At 64.0% G+C, this 16,371-nt stretch carries 13 protein-coding genes and 2 tRNA genes; all 15 read left to right on the top strand.

What is annotated here, in order from left to right; translation table 11 throughout:
- On the top strand, window positions 1–910 hold a 910-nt coding region (locus RT456_RS07430), incomplete at its 5' end, for a molybdopterin-dependent oxidoreductase (protein ID WP_313344580.1).
- A complete protein-coding gene (gene nuoH, locus RT456_RS07435) occupies window positions 907–1,998 on the top strand; it encodes an NADH-quinone oxidoreductase subunit NuoH (RefSeq protein WP_313344583.1) in 1,092 nt (363 codons plus the stop codon). The genes RT456_RS07430 and nuoH, both read left to right, overlap by 4 nt.
- Window positions 1,999–2,001: 3 nt before the next feature.
- Window positions 2,002–2,490, top strand: a complete 489-nt coding sequence (nuoI, locus tag RT456_RS07440) for an NADH-quinone oxidoreductase subunit NuoI (protein ID WP_017355930.1) — start codon at window positions 2,002–2,004, stop codon at window positions 2,488–2,490.
- A 6-nt stretch (window positions 2,491–2,496) separates the two neighbouring features.
- Window positions 2,497–3,156 (top strand): NADH-quinone oxidoreductase subunit J, encoded by a 660-nt coding sequence (locus RT456_RS07445; protein ID WP_313344586.1) that lies wholly within the window; start codon window positions 2,497–2,499, stop codon window positions 3,154–3,156.
- The gene (gene nuoK / locus RT456_RS07450) at window positions 3,153–3,458 is read left to right on the top strand and encodes an NADH-quinone oxidoreductase subunit NuoK (RefSeq protein WP_313344589.1); all 306 of its coding nucleotides are present in this window, start codon (window positions 3,153–3,155) and stop codon (window positions 3,456–3,458) included. Before RT456_RS07445 ends, nuoK begins: the two co-directional genes overlap by 4 nt.
- 7 nt (window positions 3,459–3,465) lie before the next feature.
- Complete coding sequence (gene nuoL / locus RT456_RS07455; RefSeq protein ID WP_313344592.1) at window positions 3,466–5,658, top strand: NADH-quinone oxidoreductase subunit L; 2,193 nt, start codon at window positions 3,466–3,468, stop codon at window positions 5,656–5,658.
- A 23-nt stretch (window positions 5,659–5,681) separates the two neighbouring features.
- Window positions 5,682–7,190 carry an NADH-quinone oxidoreductase subunit M gene (locus RT456_RS07460; protein ID WP_313344595.1) on the top strand — a complete coding sequence of 503 codons (1,509 nt, stop codon included), beginning with the start codon at window positions 5,682–5,684 and terminating at the stop codon, window positions 7,188–7,190.
- 15 nt (window positions 7,191–7,205) lie between these two features.
- On the top strand, window positions 7,206–8,666 hold the full coding sequence (nuoN, locus tag RT456_RS07465) for an NADH-quinone oxidoreductase subunit NuoN (protein WP_313344598.1): 1,461 nt from the start codon (window positions 7,206–7,208) through the stop codon (window positions 8,664–8,666).
- A gap of 126 nt (window positions 8,667–8,792) precedes the next feature.
- Window positions 8,793–8,869: transfer RNA gene (locus RT456_RS07470), tRNA-Met, on the top strand.
- Between the two features lie 202 nt (window positions 8,870–9,071).
- Entirely contained in the window at window positions 9,072–9,920 is an 849-nt protein-coding gene (locus RT456_RS07475; RefSeq protein ID WP_313344601.1) for an RHS repeat-associated core domain-containing protein, read from the top strand.
- 69 nt (window positions 9,921–9,989) lie between these two features.
- The gene (locus tag RT456_RS07480; RefSeq protein WP_313344604.1) at window positions 9,990–10,874 is read left to right on the top strand and encodes an RHS repeat-associated core domain-containing protein; all 885 of its coding nucleotides are present in this window, start codon (window positions 9,990–9,992) and stop codon (window positions 10,872–10,874) included.
- Window positions 10,875–10,967: 93 nt separating this feature from the next.
- Window positions 10,968–11,044, top strand: a tRNA-Met gene (locus RT456_RS07485).
- A 440-nt stretch (window positions 11,045–11,484) separates the two neighbouring features.
- Window positions 11,485–12,075: a ribosome maturation factor RimP gene (rimP, locus tag RT456_RS07490; protein WP_313344607.1), complete on the top strand. Its 591-nt coding sequence runs from the start codon at window positions 11,485–11,487 to the stop codon at window positions 12,073–12,075.
- A gap of 4 nt (window positions 12,076–12,079) precedes the next feature.
- On the top strand, window positions 12,080–13,591 hold the full coding sequence (gene nusA, locus RT456_RS07495; RefSeq protein ID WP_313344610.1) for a transcription termination factor NusA: 1,512 nt from the start codon (window positions 12,080–12,082) through the stop codon (window positions 13,589–13,591).
- 95 nt (window positions 13,592–13,686) lie between these two features.
- Window positions 13,687–16,332: a translation initiation factor IF-2 gene (gene infB, locus RT456_RS07500; protein WP_313344613.1), complete on the top strand. Its 2,646-nt coding sequence runs from the start codon at window positions 13,687–13,689 to the stop codon at window positions 16,330–16,332.
- Window positions 16,333–16,371 lie beyond the last annotated feature (39 nt).

Genomic DNA, 16,371 nt, shown 5'->3' on the forward strand with positions numbered 1-16,371 from the left:
CGAGCTGCGCCAGGCGGTCACCAACAGCACTGCCGTGCTGATCGTCGGTGGCATCGCCGAAAACCACCCGCAGGCCGCCGCGATCCGCGCCGCCGCGCGTGATTTCGCCGCCGCTACCGGTGCCAAGCTGTGCCGCATTCCGCAGGGCGCCAATGCCGTGGGCCTGTCCCGCGCCGGCGTACTGCCGGCCGGCAAGGACGTCAGCGCCATGCTGGCCCAGCCGCGCAAGGCTTATGCCCTGTACGGCATCGAGCCGGGCCTGGATTTCGCCGACACCGCCGCCGCCCGCAAGGCGCTGGCCGGTGCCCAGGTGGTGGCCTTCAGCCAGTTCGCCTGTGCCTCGACCCGCGACGTGGCCGACGTGATTCTGCCGATCGGCGCGCTGCCGGAAGTCGACGCCACCCTGACCAACCTCGATGGTCGCGAGCAGTCGGCCCGTGCCGGCGGCAAGCTGCCGGGCGAGGCCCGTGAAGGCTGGCGCGTGCTGCGCGCGCTGGGCGGCGAGCTGGCGCTGGCCGGTTTCGAATTCACCGACCTGGCCGGCCTGCGTGCCAGCCTGGCTCCGGTCAGCGTCACCGTCTCGACCTCGGCGGCCACGCCGGTGGCGGGCGAGGGCCTGGAGGTCGCGTCCACCGCGGCCATCTACCGCACCGATGCGGTCGTCCGTCGCGCCCAGGCGCTGCAGTCGCACCCGCTCAACACCGCGCCGCGCATCGTGCTCAATGCCGATGACGCCGCGCGCCTGCAGCTGGTCGAAGGGCAGATGGCCAAGGTCGGCACCGATGCCGGCAAGGCCACCTTGCCGGTGGTGGTCGACGCCCGCGTCGCCGTGGGGTCGGTCTGGATTGAATCGGGCCACGGTGCAACCGCGCCGCTGGGTGCCGCACGCGTAACGGTGGTGGCTGCATGAACGAATTGCTGTTGAACGCGGTCGATCCGCTCCACCAATGGCTCCTGGGCCTGGGTGAGATCGGCGCGCTGCTGTGGATCATCCTGAAGATCCTGGTGATCGCCATGCCGGTGATCATCTCGGTGGCGTTCTACGTGGTCTGGGAACGCAAGCTGATCGGCTGGATGCATGTCCGCCACGGTCCGATGTACGTCGGCATGGGCATCTTCCAGGCCTTCGCCGACGTCTTCAAGCTGCTGTTCAAGGAGATCATCCAGCCGGCGAGCTCGCACAAGGCGATGTTCATCCTGGCGCCGCTGATCACCCTGGCCCCGGCTTTCGCGGCCTGGTCGGTGGTGCCCTTCGACGCGCAGATCGTGCTGTCCAACGCCAACGCCGGTCTGCTGTACCTGCTGGCGATGACCTCGCTGGGCGTGTACGGCATCATCCTGGCCGGTTGGGCCTCCAACTCGAAGTACGCCTTCCTGGGTGCGATGCGCGCCTCGGCGCAGATGATCAGCTACGAAATCGCGATGGGCTTTGCCCTGGTCGGTGTCATGATCGCCGCCGGCAGCCTCAATCTGAGCGGCATCGTGATGGCGCAGGCCGGCAACTCCGGCTTCTTCGACTGGTTCCTGATTCCGCTGTTCCCGTTGTTCATCGTGTACTGGGTGTCCGGCGTGGCCGAAACCAACCGCGCGCCGTTCGACGTGGTGGAAGGTGAATCGGAAATCGTCGCCGGCCACATGGTCGAGTACTCCGGCGGTGCGTTCGCGCTGTTCTTCCTTGCCGAGTACGCCAACATGATCCTGATCAGCTTCCTGATCTCGATCTTCTTCCTCGGCGGCTGGCTCAGCCCGTTCCAAGGCTGGATCACGGCGGACATCTCGCCGTGGATCGACTGGATCTGGAAGGGCGGTGCCCCGTGGCTGCTGCTGAAGGTGTTCTTCTTCGCCAGTGCCTACATCTGGTTCCGTGCCAGCTTCCCGCGCTTCCGTTATGACCAGATCATGCGTCTGGGCTGGAAGGTCTTCATCCCGCTCACCATCGCGTGGATTGCTGTTACGGCTGTGATGGTGTTCTACGGCGTGATCCAGAAGGGCGTCTAAGTGATGAATCGAATTACCCATTACTTCAAAAGCCTGCTGCTGCTCGAGCTGCTCGGGGGTCTGTGGCTGACCCTCAAGTACGCCTTCAAGCCGAAGTACACGCTGATGTACCCGATGGAAAAGTTCCCGCAGTCGCCGCGTTTCCGTGGCCTGCATGCGCTGCGTCGCTACCCCAACGGGGAAGAGCGCTGCATCGCCTGCAAGCTGTGCGAAGCGGTGTGCCCGGCGCTGGCCATCACCATCGATTCGGCCAAGCGCGAGGACGGCACCCGCCGCACCACCCGCTACGACATCGATCTGTTCAAGTGCATCTTCTGCGGCTTCTGTGAGGAAAGCTGCCCGGTGGACTCGATCGTCGAGACCCACATTCTCGAGTACCACTTCGAGAACCGTGGCGAGAACATCGTTACCAAGCCGCAGCTGCTGGCCATCGGTGATCGGCTTGAAGCCGAAATCGCCGAGCGTCGTGCCGCCGATGCCGCTTTCCGCTGAGGTCGCATGATGGATTGGGTAAATATCTTCTTCTGGGCCTTCGCCATCGTGGCGGGCATCTCCGCCGTGGCGGTGATCAGCGTGCGCAACCCGGTGTATGCCGTGTTGTGCCTGATCCTGACCTTCTTCTCCGTGGCCTGCATCTGGATCCTGGTCGGGGCCGAGTTCCTGGGGGTGGCGCTGGTGCTGGTCTACGTCGGCGCGGTCATGGTGCTGTTCCTGTTCGTGGTGATGATGCTGGACATCGACGCCACCAACCTGCGCGAAGGCTGGGTGCGCTACCTGCCGGTGGGGCTGGTGGTTGCCGTGACCATGCTGGTGCAGATGCTGGTCCTGATCGGCGTGAAGGGCAGGGCGGTCAACCCGTTCCCGGCCGACAACGCCGCTGCGGTCGCCGCGGACAGCTCCAACATCACCTGGCTGGCGCGCAGCCTGTTCACTGAGTACCTGCTGCCGTTCGAGTTCGCCGCCGTCATCCTGACCGTGGCCGTGGTCGCCGCCGTGATGCTGACCCTGCGTCGCCGCACCGGCCTGAAGACCCAGAACCCGACCGAGCAGACCATGGTCAAGGGCCATGACCGCCTGCGCGTGGTCAAGATGGACGCCGAAAAGCCGGTGGTCCACACCCTCACCAAGCCGTCCAGCAACGAGGAGGCCACCCCATGATCACCCTCGGTCATATCCTGGCCCTCGGCGCGCTGCTGTTCTGCATCAGCCTTGCCGGCATCTTCCTCAACCGCAAGAACATCATCGTGCTGCTGATGTCGGTCGAGCTGATGCTGCTGTCGGTCAACATCAATTTCGTCGGGTTCTCGCGTGAGATGGGTGATACGGCCGGACAGCTGTTCGTCTTCTTCATCCTGACCGTGGCCGCGGCCGAGGCCGCGATCGGCCTCGCGATCCTGGTAACCCTGTTCCGTACCCGCCGCACCATCAATGTCGGCGAAGTCGATTCGCTGAAGGGCTGATCCGTAGATGGAAATCACTCTCTCCAAGAGTCTGTTGATTGCCGTGGTGCTTGCACCGCTGCTCGGCAGCATCATCGCCGGCCTGTTTGGTCGCCAGGTGGGTCGCGTCGGCGCCCAGTCCGTCACCATCCTGGGTGTTGCGGTCAGCTGCCTGCTGTCCAGCTACGTGTTCTACCAGCTGCTGTGGGGCGGCGCGCAGCCGTTCAACCAGAACGTCTACACGTTCTTCGAGGTGGGCCAGTATTCGGCGCATGTTGGTTTCATGATCGACAAGCTCACCGCGATGATGATGGTCGTGGTCACCTTCGTGTCGTTCCTGGTGCACGTGTACACCATCGGGTACATGCAGGATGACCCGGGCTACCAGCGGTTCTTCAGCTACATCTCGCTGTTCACCTTCTCGATGCTCACCCTGGTGATGAGCAACAACTTCCTGCAGCTGTTCTTCGGCTGGGAAGCGGTGGGCCTGGTGTCGTACCTGCTGATCGGCTTCTGGTTCAAGCGTCCGACCGCGATCTTCGCCAACATGAAGGCCTTCCTGGTCAACCGAGTGGGCGACTTCGGCTTCATCCTCGGCATCGCCGGCGTGCTGTGGGTGTTCGGCACCCTGGACTACGCCAGCGTGTTCGCCAATGCCTCGATCCTGGCCCATCCGGAAGCCCAGCTTCAGATCTGGTCGGGCACGATTAATCTGTTCGGCCTGACCAGCATCCAGGTGACCGCCGAGCCGGTGATCTGGTCGATCGCCACCATCATCTGCATCTGCCTGTTCATCGGCGCGATGGGCAAGTCGGCCCAGGTGCCGCTGCACGTGTGGCTGCCCGACTCGATGGAAGGCCCGACCCCGATCTCGGCCCTGATCCACGCCGCGACCATGGTCACCGCGGGCATCTTCATGGTCACCCGCATGTCGCCGCTGTTCGAGCTGTCGCAGACCGCGCTGAACTTCGTGCTGTTCATCGGTGCCACCACCGCGTTCTTCACCGGCCTGATCGGCATCGTGCAGAACGACATCAAGCGCGTCGTCGCGTACTCCACGCTGTCCCAGCTGGGCTACATGACCGTGGCACTGGGCGTGTCGGCGTACTCGGCCGCCGTGTTCCACCTGATGACCCACGCCTTCTTCAAGGCGCTGCTGTTCCTCGGCGCGGGCTCGGTGATCATCGCCATGCACCACGAGCAGGACATGCGCAAGATGGGCGGCCTGCGCAAGTACATGCCGATCACCTTCATCACCATGTGGATCGGTACGCTGGCCCTGGTCGGCACGCCGTTCTTCTCCGGCTTCTACTCGAAGGACACCATCATCGAGGCGGCGGAGCACCACGCGCACATGTCCTCGAGCTGGGTGGCGACCTATGGCTACTGGGCTGTGCTGGGTGGCGTGATTGTTACCAGCTTCTACAGCTTCCGCCTGCTGTTCCTGACCTTCCACGGCAAGGAGCGCTTCCGCGACGCGCATGACGATCATGGCCATGGCCATGACGACCATCCTGCCGCCGACGCGCATGCCGATGCCCACCACGGTGACGCGCACCATGACGACCACGGCCATGGCCACGGTCCGCATGAGCCGCACGAAACCCCGTGGGTGGTGACGTTGCCGCTGATCCTACTCGCGATTCCGTCGATGTTGATCGGTTTCTTCAGCATCGGTCCGATGCTGTACGGCACCGACTGGGCCGGCCACCATGCCGAGCACGGCATTCCGGGCCAGGTGCATTCGTTCTTCACCGGCGTCGTCGATTTCTACGATCCGGCCCGCAACACCATTGGCGCGCTGGCCGAAGAGTTCCACGGCCCCGTGGCATTCGCCCTGCACGGCATGATGGCTCCGGCCTTCTTCCTGACCGTGGCAGGCTTCCTGCTGGCAGTCCTGTTCTACCTGTGGAAGCCGGAACTGGCGACGAAGGCACGCAAGACCTTCGCCCCGCTGGTGTCGGTGCTGGAGAACAAGTACGGCTTCGACAAACTCTGGATCGGCGGCTTCGCCGGTGGCGGCATCAAGCTGGGCAAGGTTTCGCGCGCGATCGACACGAACATCGTCGATGGTGTGGTGGTCAACGGTTCGGCACGCCTGATCGACCTGGCGGCCAACCTGCTGCGTCGCACCCAATCCGGTTTCCTCTATCACTACGCCTTCGCGATGATCATCGGCCTGATTGCCCTCCTGGGCGTCCTGATGCATTACCTGCGTTGATGACCTGTACGGAATAAGAAGACGTGTCGAACTGGCCTCTACTCAGTGTTCTCATCTGGCTGCCGATCCTCGGCGGTGCCTTGATCCTTGCCATCCGTGATGCGCAGACCGCCCGCTGGGCGTCGCTGGGCGTGGCGGTGCTGACCTTCGCGGCCAGCCTGTTCCTGCTCAGCGGCTACGACGTGAGCAACGACGCGCTGCAGTTCGTCGAGACCCGCGCCTGGATCCCCGCCTACGACATCGGCTACAACCTGGGTGTGGACGGCATCGCGATCGCGCTGATCCTGCTGACCACGCTGGTCTCGGTGCTGGCACTGATCGGTGCCTGGAGCGCGATCGACAAGCGCGTCAACCAGTACGTGGCGGCCTTCCTGATCCTGGAAGGCGTCACCGTGGGCATCTTCGCCGCCACGGACGCGATGCTGTTCTACGTGTTCTTCGAAGCGATGCTGATCCCGATGTTCCTGATCATCGGTGTCTGGGGCGGCCCGCGCCGCATCTACGCCGCGCTGAAGTTCTTCCTCTACACCTTCCTCGGCTCGGTGCTGATGCTGGTGGCGCTGATCTACCTGTACCTGAAGGGCGGCAGCTTCCAGCTGGCCGACCTGTACCAGCTGCAGCTGTCGGCCCAGGAGCAGACCTGGATCTTCTTCGCGTTCCTGATCGCCTTCGCGGTCAAGGTGCCGATGTTCCCGGTGCACACCTGGCTGCCGGACGCGCACGTGGAAGCGCCCACCGCCGGTTCGGTGATCCTGGCTGCCATCGCACTGAAGATCGGTGGCTACGGTTTCCTGCGCTTCAACCTGCCGATCGTCCCGGACGCGTCGCAGGAATGGGCATGGCTGGTGATCACCCTGTCGCTGATCGCCGTGATCTATGTCGGCCTGGTCGCCCTGGTCCAGGACGACATGAAGAAGCTGATCGCCTATTCGTCGATCGCGCACATGGGCTTCGTCACCCTCGGCACGTTCATCGCGCTGTGGCTGGTGCGTGACGCCGGCAACCCGGACGCGGCCCGCCTGGGCCTGCAGGGCGCCATGGTGCAGATGATCTCGCACGGTTTCGTGTCCGGTGCCATGTTCTCCTGCGTCGGCGTCCTGTACGACCGCATGCACAGCCGCCGCATCGCCGATTACGGCGGCGTGGTCAACGTCATGCCATGGTTCGCCACCTTCGCCATGCTGTTCTTCATGGCCAATGCCGGCCTGCCGGGCACCAGCGGTTTCGTGGGCGAGTTCATGATCATCATGGCCAGCTTCCAGCGCAATCCGTGGCTGGCCCTGGCGGCGGCAAGCACGCTGGTCATCACCGCGGCCTACACGCTGTGGCTGTACAAGCGCGTGTTCTTCGGTGAAGTGGCCAACGCCCATGTTGCCGAACTGAAGGACATCAACGGCCGTGAATGGCTGGTGTTGGGTGTGTTCGCCGTGGGTACGCTGGCGCTGGGTCTGTACCCGAAGCCGCTGACCGACCTGATGGAACCCTCGATCGCGAAGCTGGCGATGCAGATCGCATCCAGCAAGTTGCTGTAACTCCAGGATTTGATGATGACCACCTCGCCGCTGTTGCCATTGACCGCCGCTGACCTGCCGCCACTCGCGCCCGAGCTGGTGCTGATCGGCAGCGCGTTCACCCTGTTGATCCTCGATCTGTTCATCAGCAAAGAGAACAAGATCTGGACCCACCTGTTCTCGGTTGCCGCACTGGCGGTCGTGCTGTTCATGCTCGCCACCGGCGTAGGCGGGCAGGGCGAGGTCTTCCACGGCATGTTCGTCCGCGACACCGCAGCCGACGTGATGAAGACCGTGGTGGTGCTGTGCAGTGGCCTGACCTTGGTCTACGGCTGGAGCTACCTGCGCGAGCGCGATCTGTTCCAGGGCGAGATCCCGGTCCTGATCCTGTTCGGCACCGCCGGCATGATGATCCTGGTCTCGGCCGGCAGCCTGCTGATGGTGTACCTGGGCCTGGAACTGCTGGCCCTGTGCTCCTACGCGCTGGTGGCCAGCAACCGTGACAACGGCCTGGCTACCGAAGCGGCCATGAAGTACATCGTGCTGGGTTCGCTGGCCTCGGGCCTGCTGCTGTACGGCATGTCGCTGATCTACGGCGCCACCGGCTCGCTGCACTTGGACGCGATCCATGCGGCCATCCCGCATTCGGACGAGAAGGTGCTGCTGCTCACCGGCGCGGTCTTCATGATCGCCGGCGTGGCCTTCAAGCTCGGTGCGGCCCCGTTCCACATGTGGCTGCCCGACGTGTACCAGGGTGCCCCGGCACCGATCGCACTGTTCATCAGTTCGGCCCCCAAGCTGGCCGCGTTCGGCATGGCCTACCGCCTGCTGGAAGTGGGCGTGGGCCCGCTGTCGCCGGAATGGAAGTATCTGATTGGTGGCCTGGCCGCGCTCTCGCTGGTGATCGGCAACCTGATGGCGATCGCGCAGAGCAATCTGAAGCGCATGCTTGCGTACTCCACCGTCTCACACATCGGCTTCCTGCTGATGGGCATCGCCGGTGGCGGTGAACGCGGCTACGCGGCGGCGCTGTTCTATGCGCTGAGCTACGCGATCATGTCGACCGCGGCCTTCGGCGCCATCATCGCGCTGTCGCGCAATGGGTTTGAAGCCGAGAAGATCGAAGACTTCAAGGGCCTGAACGCCCGCAACCCGTGGATGGCAGGCCTGGTCCTGTGCATCATGGCGTCCATGGCCGGCATCCCGCCGTTCCTGGGCTTCTGGACCAAGCTGGCAGTGCTCGGCGCGGCCATCAACGGCGGTATGTTGTGGCTGGCCCTGCTCGGTGTGATCTGCGCGGTGATCGGTTGCTTCTACTACCTGCGCGTGATCAAGGTCATGTACTTCGATGAACCGGTGGGCGAGCCGCTGCCGGCCAACAACGACCGCGTGCTGGGCGTGGTGCTGGGCGTGAACGCTCTGGCGCTGCTGGCACTGGGCCTGGCGTGGAACCCGATCATGGTCTGGTGCCAGCAGGCTTTTGCACATCTTGCGTAAAAAACGATACAAAACTGCACAACTAGTGTAATATTCATCTCCTGAGTTGTTGATGCAGCGGTTTCGCCAGAATATCGTTGCTGTACTGATCACTGCTGGTGATCAATCCAATTCAAGCACTTCCGTTGCGGGGTGGAGCAGTCTGGCAGCTCGTCGGGCTCATAACCCGAAGGTCGCAGGTTCAAATCCTGCCCCCGCTACCATATCGACCCGGTGCAGACCGGGGTGATGGACGAATCAAGCGATCCCGGCAACGGGGTCGCTTTTTTCGTTGTAGTGCCACGCCGGGTGTGGTAACCAGTCAGGCCCAACCCCCTCCATTCACCCCGCCTTGATCATCGCGGGCGTATTGATGCGGTGGTCGGGGGACACACGCCACATCGGGCATAGCACCGAGGGTCTGCCATGTCGTCACCGTCTCCCATGTCCGTTTCCCGGCATCCGCATTCAGGCCCGCGCGCAGACCTGCACGGCCGGCTGGGCTTCAATGGCCAGTTTCATGAGCCAGGCGAATGCCGGCAGTTCCTGGGCAACGGCTACCGCATCTTCAACCCGGTGCTGATGCGCTTCCACAGTCCCGACAGCCTGAGTCCCTTCGACAAGGGCGGCATCAATGCCTATGCCTACTGCGTGAGCGACCCGGTCAACCGGTTGGACCCGAATGGACACTGGTCTTTCGCGGCGTTCGCCGCCAGCCTGGCGACGTACAAACTGAAAACGACGCTGGTGACGCCGGTTTTGGTGGCGACGGCCGCCTCGTTGGGCGCGGTGGGCTTGGCCGTCGCCAGCAAGAACGATACGCAGCGCGGGTTGGCGATTGTCGGCGCCGTCATAGCGGCTGCTGGTGCGTTCATGGGGGGGCGCTACGCGTTCAGGAAGGCCGCCCAGCGGAGGGCGGCCGCAGCGGCCGCCCGCCCGGCTGCGCGCAGACCCAGCACGCTCTCAACGCTCAATACGAACTCAACGCGCTCAACGCCTCTCTCGACCGCGCCCACATCGGCGATGCCATCGCCCACGTCACCTGCATCACGCACAACGCCGCCGCCGCCTTCACGCCCTGCGGAGTTACACATTCCCGGGCGGTCGAGGCAGAGAATGGGCGTGTCTCGTCCGACGGTCGCGCCGCCGCCGCCGCCGCCGCTGCCGTTGAGTGCGGATCTGACATCCAACGGGCGGCCGGTTGCGATGCGCGTGGCGGGTATTCGGAGACCCTCCGCAACGTGGGAAGAATCGTCGCAGTTCACCGAGCATTGATCTGATGGGGCGTAGTGCTTCGGCTCGTAGGGGCGCACGCAACATCGGGCAGCGCACCGAGGGTTGAGCATGTCTTCAACATCCCCCACACCCGGCGGAACACGCGCCCCAGGCGCCACTCCACACGCAGGCGCTCGGGCGCGACTCGGCTACAACGGCCAGTTGCACGAGCCGCGCAGTTGCTCGCAGATCCTGGGCAACGGCTACCGCGAGTACAACCCGGTGCTGAGGCGGTTTCATAGCCCGGACAGCCTGAGTCCGTTTGGCGAAGGCGGTATCAACGCATACGCCTACTGCGAAGGCGACCCGGTCAACCACACCGACCCCAGTGGCCACTTTCTGGTGCCTCTTGCTGCATTCATGGGCATCGGTGCGGTGGGGGTGGGGGCTGCAGCGGGGGTAATGGCCGCGCAGGGAAAAAGCAAAGAGGCCGGCATATTGGGTGCGACCGCCGGGGCGCTTGGGGCTGCGGCGATGACCGCCGGGGGAATGCATGTAGTTCGGTCAATGCGTCCGCCAGTGAAGGTGGTTAACAAGGATCTTGCGCTGGGCGACGTAATCATCTGGAGAAGGCCCGACAAGGACATCGTGCGGGTACATGGTGGGCCGGGTCGGACCAAGTGGGGGCCCGACCGGATGACGGGAGAGGAGGTAGGCATCAAGTACAAGAACACGGGAATCGGAAACTCCAGAGAAGTGCCCGTCGAGTTTCAATCGTGTCTGGGCGGGTGGGGCGGTGATGCCGCACAAGGCCAAGGGTTTTCAAATGCAGCCCAAGTCCCGGTCGAGGCGCATCTCGGCGTTATCAGGGCGCAAGGCGGTGTGGTACGGCTGACAAAGTCCGGTCCAACACGCGTCTTCTATCCCCAGTCCGGCGCTGCAAGGTTGAACTCGGCTATTCGCAATAGATTGTTGCATCGGTACGGGGAGGGGCCATGGTTACACTATCCCTGATGCAGCTGGCTCTGGGGAGATAGCCGGCCTCACCCGGGCTCTACCCCTTGGGGTTGCACGCATCTTCAAATGCCATTACAATTCCGCTTCTGCTGCGGGGTGGAGCAGTCTGGCAGCTCGTCGGGCTCATAACCCGAAGGTCGCAGGTTCAAATCCTGCCCCCGCTACCACAGAAAATCTGCAGTGCAGATGCAGTAGACGAAAAGGCGATTCCGGCAACGGGGTCGCTTTTTTCGTTGGGGCGTGCGCGTTGACCGGCCTGTTCAGCTTTGTGCCTGAAAAGGGCGCTTGCCATTGCGCCACGACCGTCCAGTCGTTATCATCCACGGCTTAGCGGACTACCTGACTGGCCCCATTCCCCGGAATGCGGACCGTCCCGCGACCGGCTTCCGGGCCGTGCGACTTCCCTTCAGGTAGTTGCAACCCCCCGGAAGGCTGGGCTCGCAGCAGCACGCACCGCGCGTGACGCCGCAACCGGAATCCAGCATGACCGGAGTTGTACCGGACAAGGGGCCCAGCGGGCCCTTTGTTGTTTCCGGAACCTGTTCAGTGGGATCGGGCCAGCGTGACTGGCCGGCCCAGTACCTCTTTCAACGAATCAAGGCAGACTGTGAGCGACAAGGCAACCGAAATCGCGAATCTGCTCGCCCCCACCGTTCAGTCGCTGGGTCTCGAGCTGCTGGGTGTGGAGTATCTGACCGCCCCGGGTGGTGCCACCCTGCGCCTGTATATCGACGTGCCGCTGGCCGAACAGCCCGAGCGCATCGTCAACATCGACGACTGCGAGCGCGTGAGCCGCGAAGTGTCGGCGCAGCTGGACGTGGAAGACCCGATCAGCGCCAATTACACGCTGGAAGTGTCATCGCCGGGCGTGGACCGTCCGCTGTTCACCGGCGAACAGTTCGAGCGCGCCATCGGCGAATCGGCCAAGGTGACGCTGAAGCTGCCGCAGGACGGCCGCCGTCGCCTGCAGGGCGAAATCCTGAGTGTTGACCTGGAACAGGGCAATGTCACCTTCAAGGTCGACAATTCCCCGTTCACCGCCGATATCGAGAACATCGACAAGGCACGCATCATGCCGGACTGGGCCGCCCTCGGCCTGGCTCCGACCAAACCGACTGGCCCGGCACCCAAACAGGGTGGCAAGGCGAACAAGAAACCATCCAACGAGCCGGCGGCTAAAAAGCCGCGCGCGGAGTGAGCCAATGAGCAAGGAACTTTTGCTGGTAGTGGATGCGGTCGCCAACGAAAAAGGCGTTCCGCGCGAAGTCATCTTCGATGCCATTGAGGCAGCGTTGGCTTCGGCTGCCAAAAAGCGTTACCCGGAAGAAGAAGTGCTGGCCCGTGTGTCGATCGACCACAAGGACGGCACCTACGAAACCTTCCGCCGCTGGGAAGTGGTGGCCGATGACGTAGTGATGGAATCGCCTGATCGCCAGGTGCGTCTGATGGATGCCATCGACGAAGCCGAAGGCGTGGAAGTGGGCGACTACATCGAAGAGCAGATCGAAAACCCGGACTTCGGCCGTATCGCCGCACAGGCCGCCAAGCAGGTGATCGTCCAGCGCGTGCGCGAGGCCGAGCGTCAGCAGGTTGTCGATGCGTGGAAGGATCGCGTGGGCGAGCTGGTCACCGGTGTGGTCAAGCGTGCCGAGCGCGGCAACATCTATGTGGACCTGGGCGGCAACGCCGAGGCCTTCATTCCGAAGGACAAGGGCATTCCGCGCGACGTGCTGCGCGCTGGCGACCGCGTACGCGGCTACCTGGCCGAAGTCCGCTCGGAACCGCGTGGCCCGCAGCTGTTCATCAGCCGCGCCGCGCCGGAATTCATGATCGAGCTGTTCAAGCTTGAAGTGCCGGAAGTGGGCCAGGGCCTGGTCGAGATCAAGGCCTGTGCCCGCGATCCGGGTGACCGCGCCAAGATCGCCGTGCTCGCCCACGATGCGCGTACCGATCCGATCGGCGCCTGCATCGGCATGCGCGGTTCGCGCGTGCAGGCCGTGTCCAACGAGCTCAATGGCGAGCGCGTGGATATCGTGCTGTGGAACGACAACCCCGCCAACTTCGTCATCAACGCGATGGCGCCGGCGGAAGTGCAGTCGATCATCGTCGATGAAGACAAGCACTCGATGGACCTGGCCGTGGCGGAAGAGCGCCTGGCCCAGGCGATCGGCAAGGGTGGCCAGAACGTGCGCCTGGCCAGCCGCCTGACCGGTTGGCAGCTCAATGTGATGACCCAGGACCAGGTGACCGCCAAGTCCGAGGCAGAGCAGGGCGTTGCCCGCCAGTTGTTCATGGACAAGCTGGAAGTGGATGAAGAAATCGCCGCCATCCTGGTGACCGAAGGCTTCAACACCGTGGAAGAAATCGCCTACGTCCCGGTCGGCGAACTGCTGGCCGTGGAAGGCTTCGACGAAGACATCGTCGAAGAGCTGCGTGCCCGTGCCCGCGACGCGCTGCTCAACGAAGCGCTGGCGGTGGAAGAGGGTCTGGAAGATGGTTCGCCGTCCGAAGACCTGCTCGCCCTGGAAGGCATGGACGAGGCAACCGCCTACGCCCTGGCCGGTCATGGCGTGCGTACGAGTGAGGACCTGTCGGAGCTGGCCGCCGATGAGATCCTCGAGTTCGGCATCGAGGACATGGACCAGGAGCGCGCCGCCGCCCTGATCCTTGCCGCCCGAGCCGAGGAGATCGCCCGCCTGGAGCGCGGCGAATGAGCCAGCGATGAACAGTGCCCTGACCCGATCAGGGCTTAGACTCCGCGCTGCCTTCGCCCGTTTCGGAGGAGCGCCAACCAGATCATAGGATCCGAATGTCGCAGCAAACCACCATCCGCAAGCTTGCCGAACTGGTCAATACCCCGGTCGAAAAACTGCTTGTACAGCTTGCCGAAGCCGGCATGAAGTTCAGCGGTCCCGACCAGGTTGTGACCAGCACCGAGAAGGTGAAGCTCCTGGGCTTCCTTCGTCGTTCGCATGGCAAGGCCGAACAGCCCGTCGAAAGCGCCGACGAAGCTGCCAAGAAGATCACCCTCAACCGTCGCAAGTTGCAGGAAGTGACCGTCAGCGCCGGCCGCAGCAAGACCACCGTCAACGTCGAAGTGCGCCAGAAGCGCACCTACACCAAGGACGCGAGTGGCAAGGCGATGACGCCGGATGAGGAGCGCGCCGACATCCTGCGCAAGCTGGAGGAATCCCGCCAGCGCAATCTGGATGAGCAGCGCGCACTGGCCGAGAAGGACCGTGCGCGTGACGAAGAAATCGCACGCAAGCGCCAGGAAGAAATCGACGCCAAGGATCGCGCCGAAGCCGAGCGCAAGGCGGCCGAAGCCGCTGCGGAAGCCGCGAAGAACGCGCCGCCTGCACCGGTCGCCGCCAAGCCTGCCGCCGAGGCTGCGGCCCCCGCCCGCGCTGCGCGTCCGTCTGCGCCATCGGCGGCCCGTCCGGCCCCGCGTTCGGATGACCGCAACTCGAACAACAACAACAACAACAACCGCCCGGGCGCCAAGCGCGACGATGACGGTGGCAACCGGTTCGCCGGTCAGCTGCATCTGTCGGCCGCCGATCGCGCACGTCGCGGCAACAACAGCAACTCGCGTGGTCGTCCGACCGGTCGCGTGCAGCATGGTGGCCGTCGCGACAGCAACCAGTCGCGCAGTGGTGGCGGTGCCCATGGTTTCGAGCGTCCGCTCGCACCGATCGTGCGTGATGTGACCATCGGCGACACCGTGACCGTGGCCGATCTGGCCCAGAAGCTGGCCGTCAAGGGCGGCGACGTGGTCAAGGCGCTGTTCAAGATGGGCGTCATGGCGACCATCACCCAGACCATCGACCATGACACCGCCGCGCTGGTGACCGAAGAACTCGGCCACAATGTGATCCGTGCCAACACCAACGACGCCGAAGACGCGCTGCTGGCGTTGAACGACGGTGAGCAGGGCGAGCCGGTGGCACGTCCGCCGGTGGTGACCATCATGGGTCACGTCGACCACGGCAAGACCTCGCTGCTGGATTACATCCGCCGCACCAAGGTTGCCACGGGCGAAGCCGGTGGCATCACCCAGCACATCGGTGCGTACCACGTTGAAACGCCCAAGGGCGTCATCAGCTTCCTGGATACCCCGGGCCATGCCGCGTTTACCTCGATGCGTGCCCGCGGTGCCAAGCTGACCGACATCGTGGTGCTGGTGGTTGCAGCCGACGACGGCGTGATGCCGCAGACCAAGGAAGCGATCCAGCACGCCCGGTCCGCCGGTGTGCCGCTGATCGTGGCCATCAACAAGATCGACAAGTCCGGCGCCGACCCGATGCGGGTCAAGAACGAGCTGCTCACCGAGCAGGTCGTGTCTGAAGACTTCGGTGGTGACACCCAGATGGTGGAGATCTCGGCCAAGGCCGGTCTCGGCATCGATGACCTGCTGGACGCGATTTCGATCCAGGCAGAACTGCTGGAACTGAAGGCCCCGGCCGAGGGCCGCGCCAGCGGCGTGGTCATCGAATCCTCGCTGGACAAGGGCCGTGGCCCGATCGCCACCGTGCTGGTGCAGCAGGGTTCGCTGAAGAAGGGCGACTACCTGGTCTGCGGTATCCAGTACGGCCGCGTGCGCGCCCTGTTCGACGAAACCGGCAAGCAGCCCGACCAGGCTGGCCCGTCGATTCCGGTGCAGGTGCTGGGTCTGTCCGGCGTGCCGGATGCCGGCGATGACTTCGTGGTGGTCGAGGACGAGCGCCTGGCCAAGGACGTTGCGCAGCAGCGCGAAACCAAGCGCCGCGAATCGCGCCTGGTGCAGTCTGCCGGCAGCCGCATGGAAGACATCATGGCAACCCTGGGCAAGGGCGATGGCCAGCAGGTGCTGAACCTGGTGATCAAGGCTGACGTGCAGGGTTCGGTGCAGGCGTTGAGCCAGGCACTGGTTGCACTGTCCAACGAAGACATCCGCATCAACGTGATCCACTCCGGCGTGGGCGGCATCACCGAGTCGGACGCCAACTCGGCCGTGGCCTCCAAGGCCACCGTCATCGGCTTCAACGTGCGTGCCGACGCTTCGGCGCGTCGCATCATTGAATCCAACGGCGTTGACCTGCGTTACTTCTCGATCATCTATGACGTGATCGATCAGGTGAAGCAGGTGGCCTCCGGTCTGCTCGGCGTGGAAATCCGCGAAGAGATCATCGGTATCGCCCAGGTCCGCGACGTGTTCCGCAGCTCCAAGTTCGGTGCGGTCGCTGGCTGCATGATCATCGAAGGCACGGTCAAGCGCAGCAAGCCGATCCGCGTCCTGCGCGACAGCGTGGTGGTGTTCGAAGGCGAGCTGGAATCGCTGCGTCGCTTCAAGGAAAACGTCGAGGAAGTCCGCAACGGTACCGAATGCGGTATCGGCGTGAAGGCTTACAACGACGTGAAGCCGGGTGACCAGATCGAATGCTTCGAGCGTATCGAAGTGCCGCGCACCCTGTAATGTGGACGGGGCCCGACCAACGGTCGGGCCCTACCGAAA

The sequence above is a fragment of the Stenotrophomonas sp. genome, from assembly GCF_032099025.1.
Lineage (GTDB): Bacteria > Pseudomonadota > Gammaproteobacteria > Xanthomonadales > Xanthomonadaceae > Stenotrophomonas.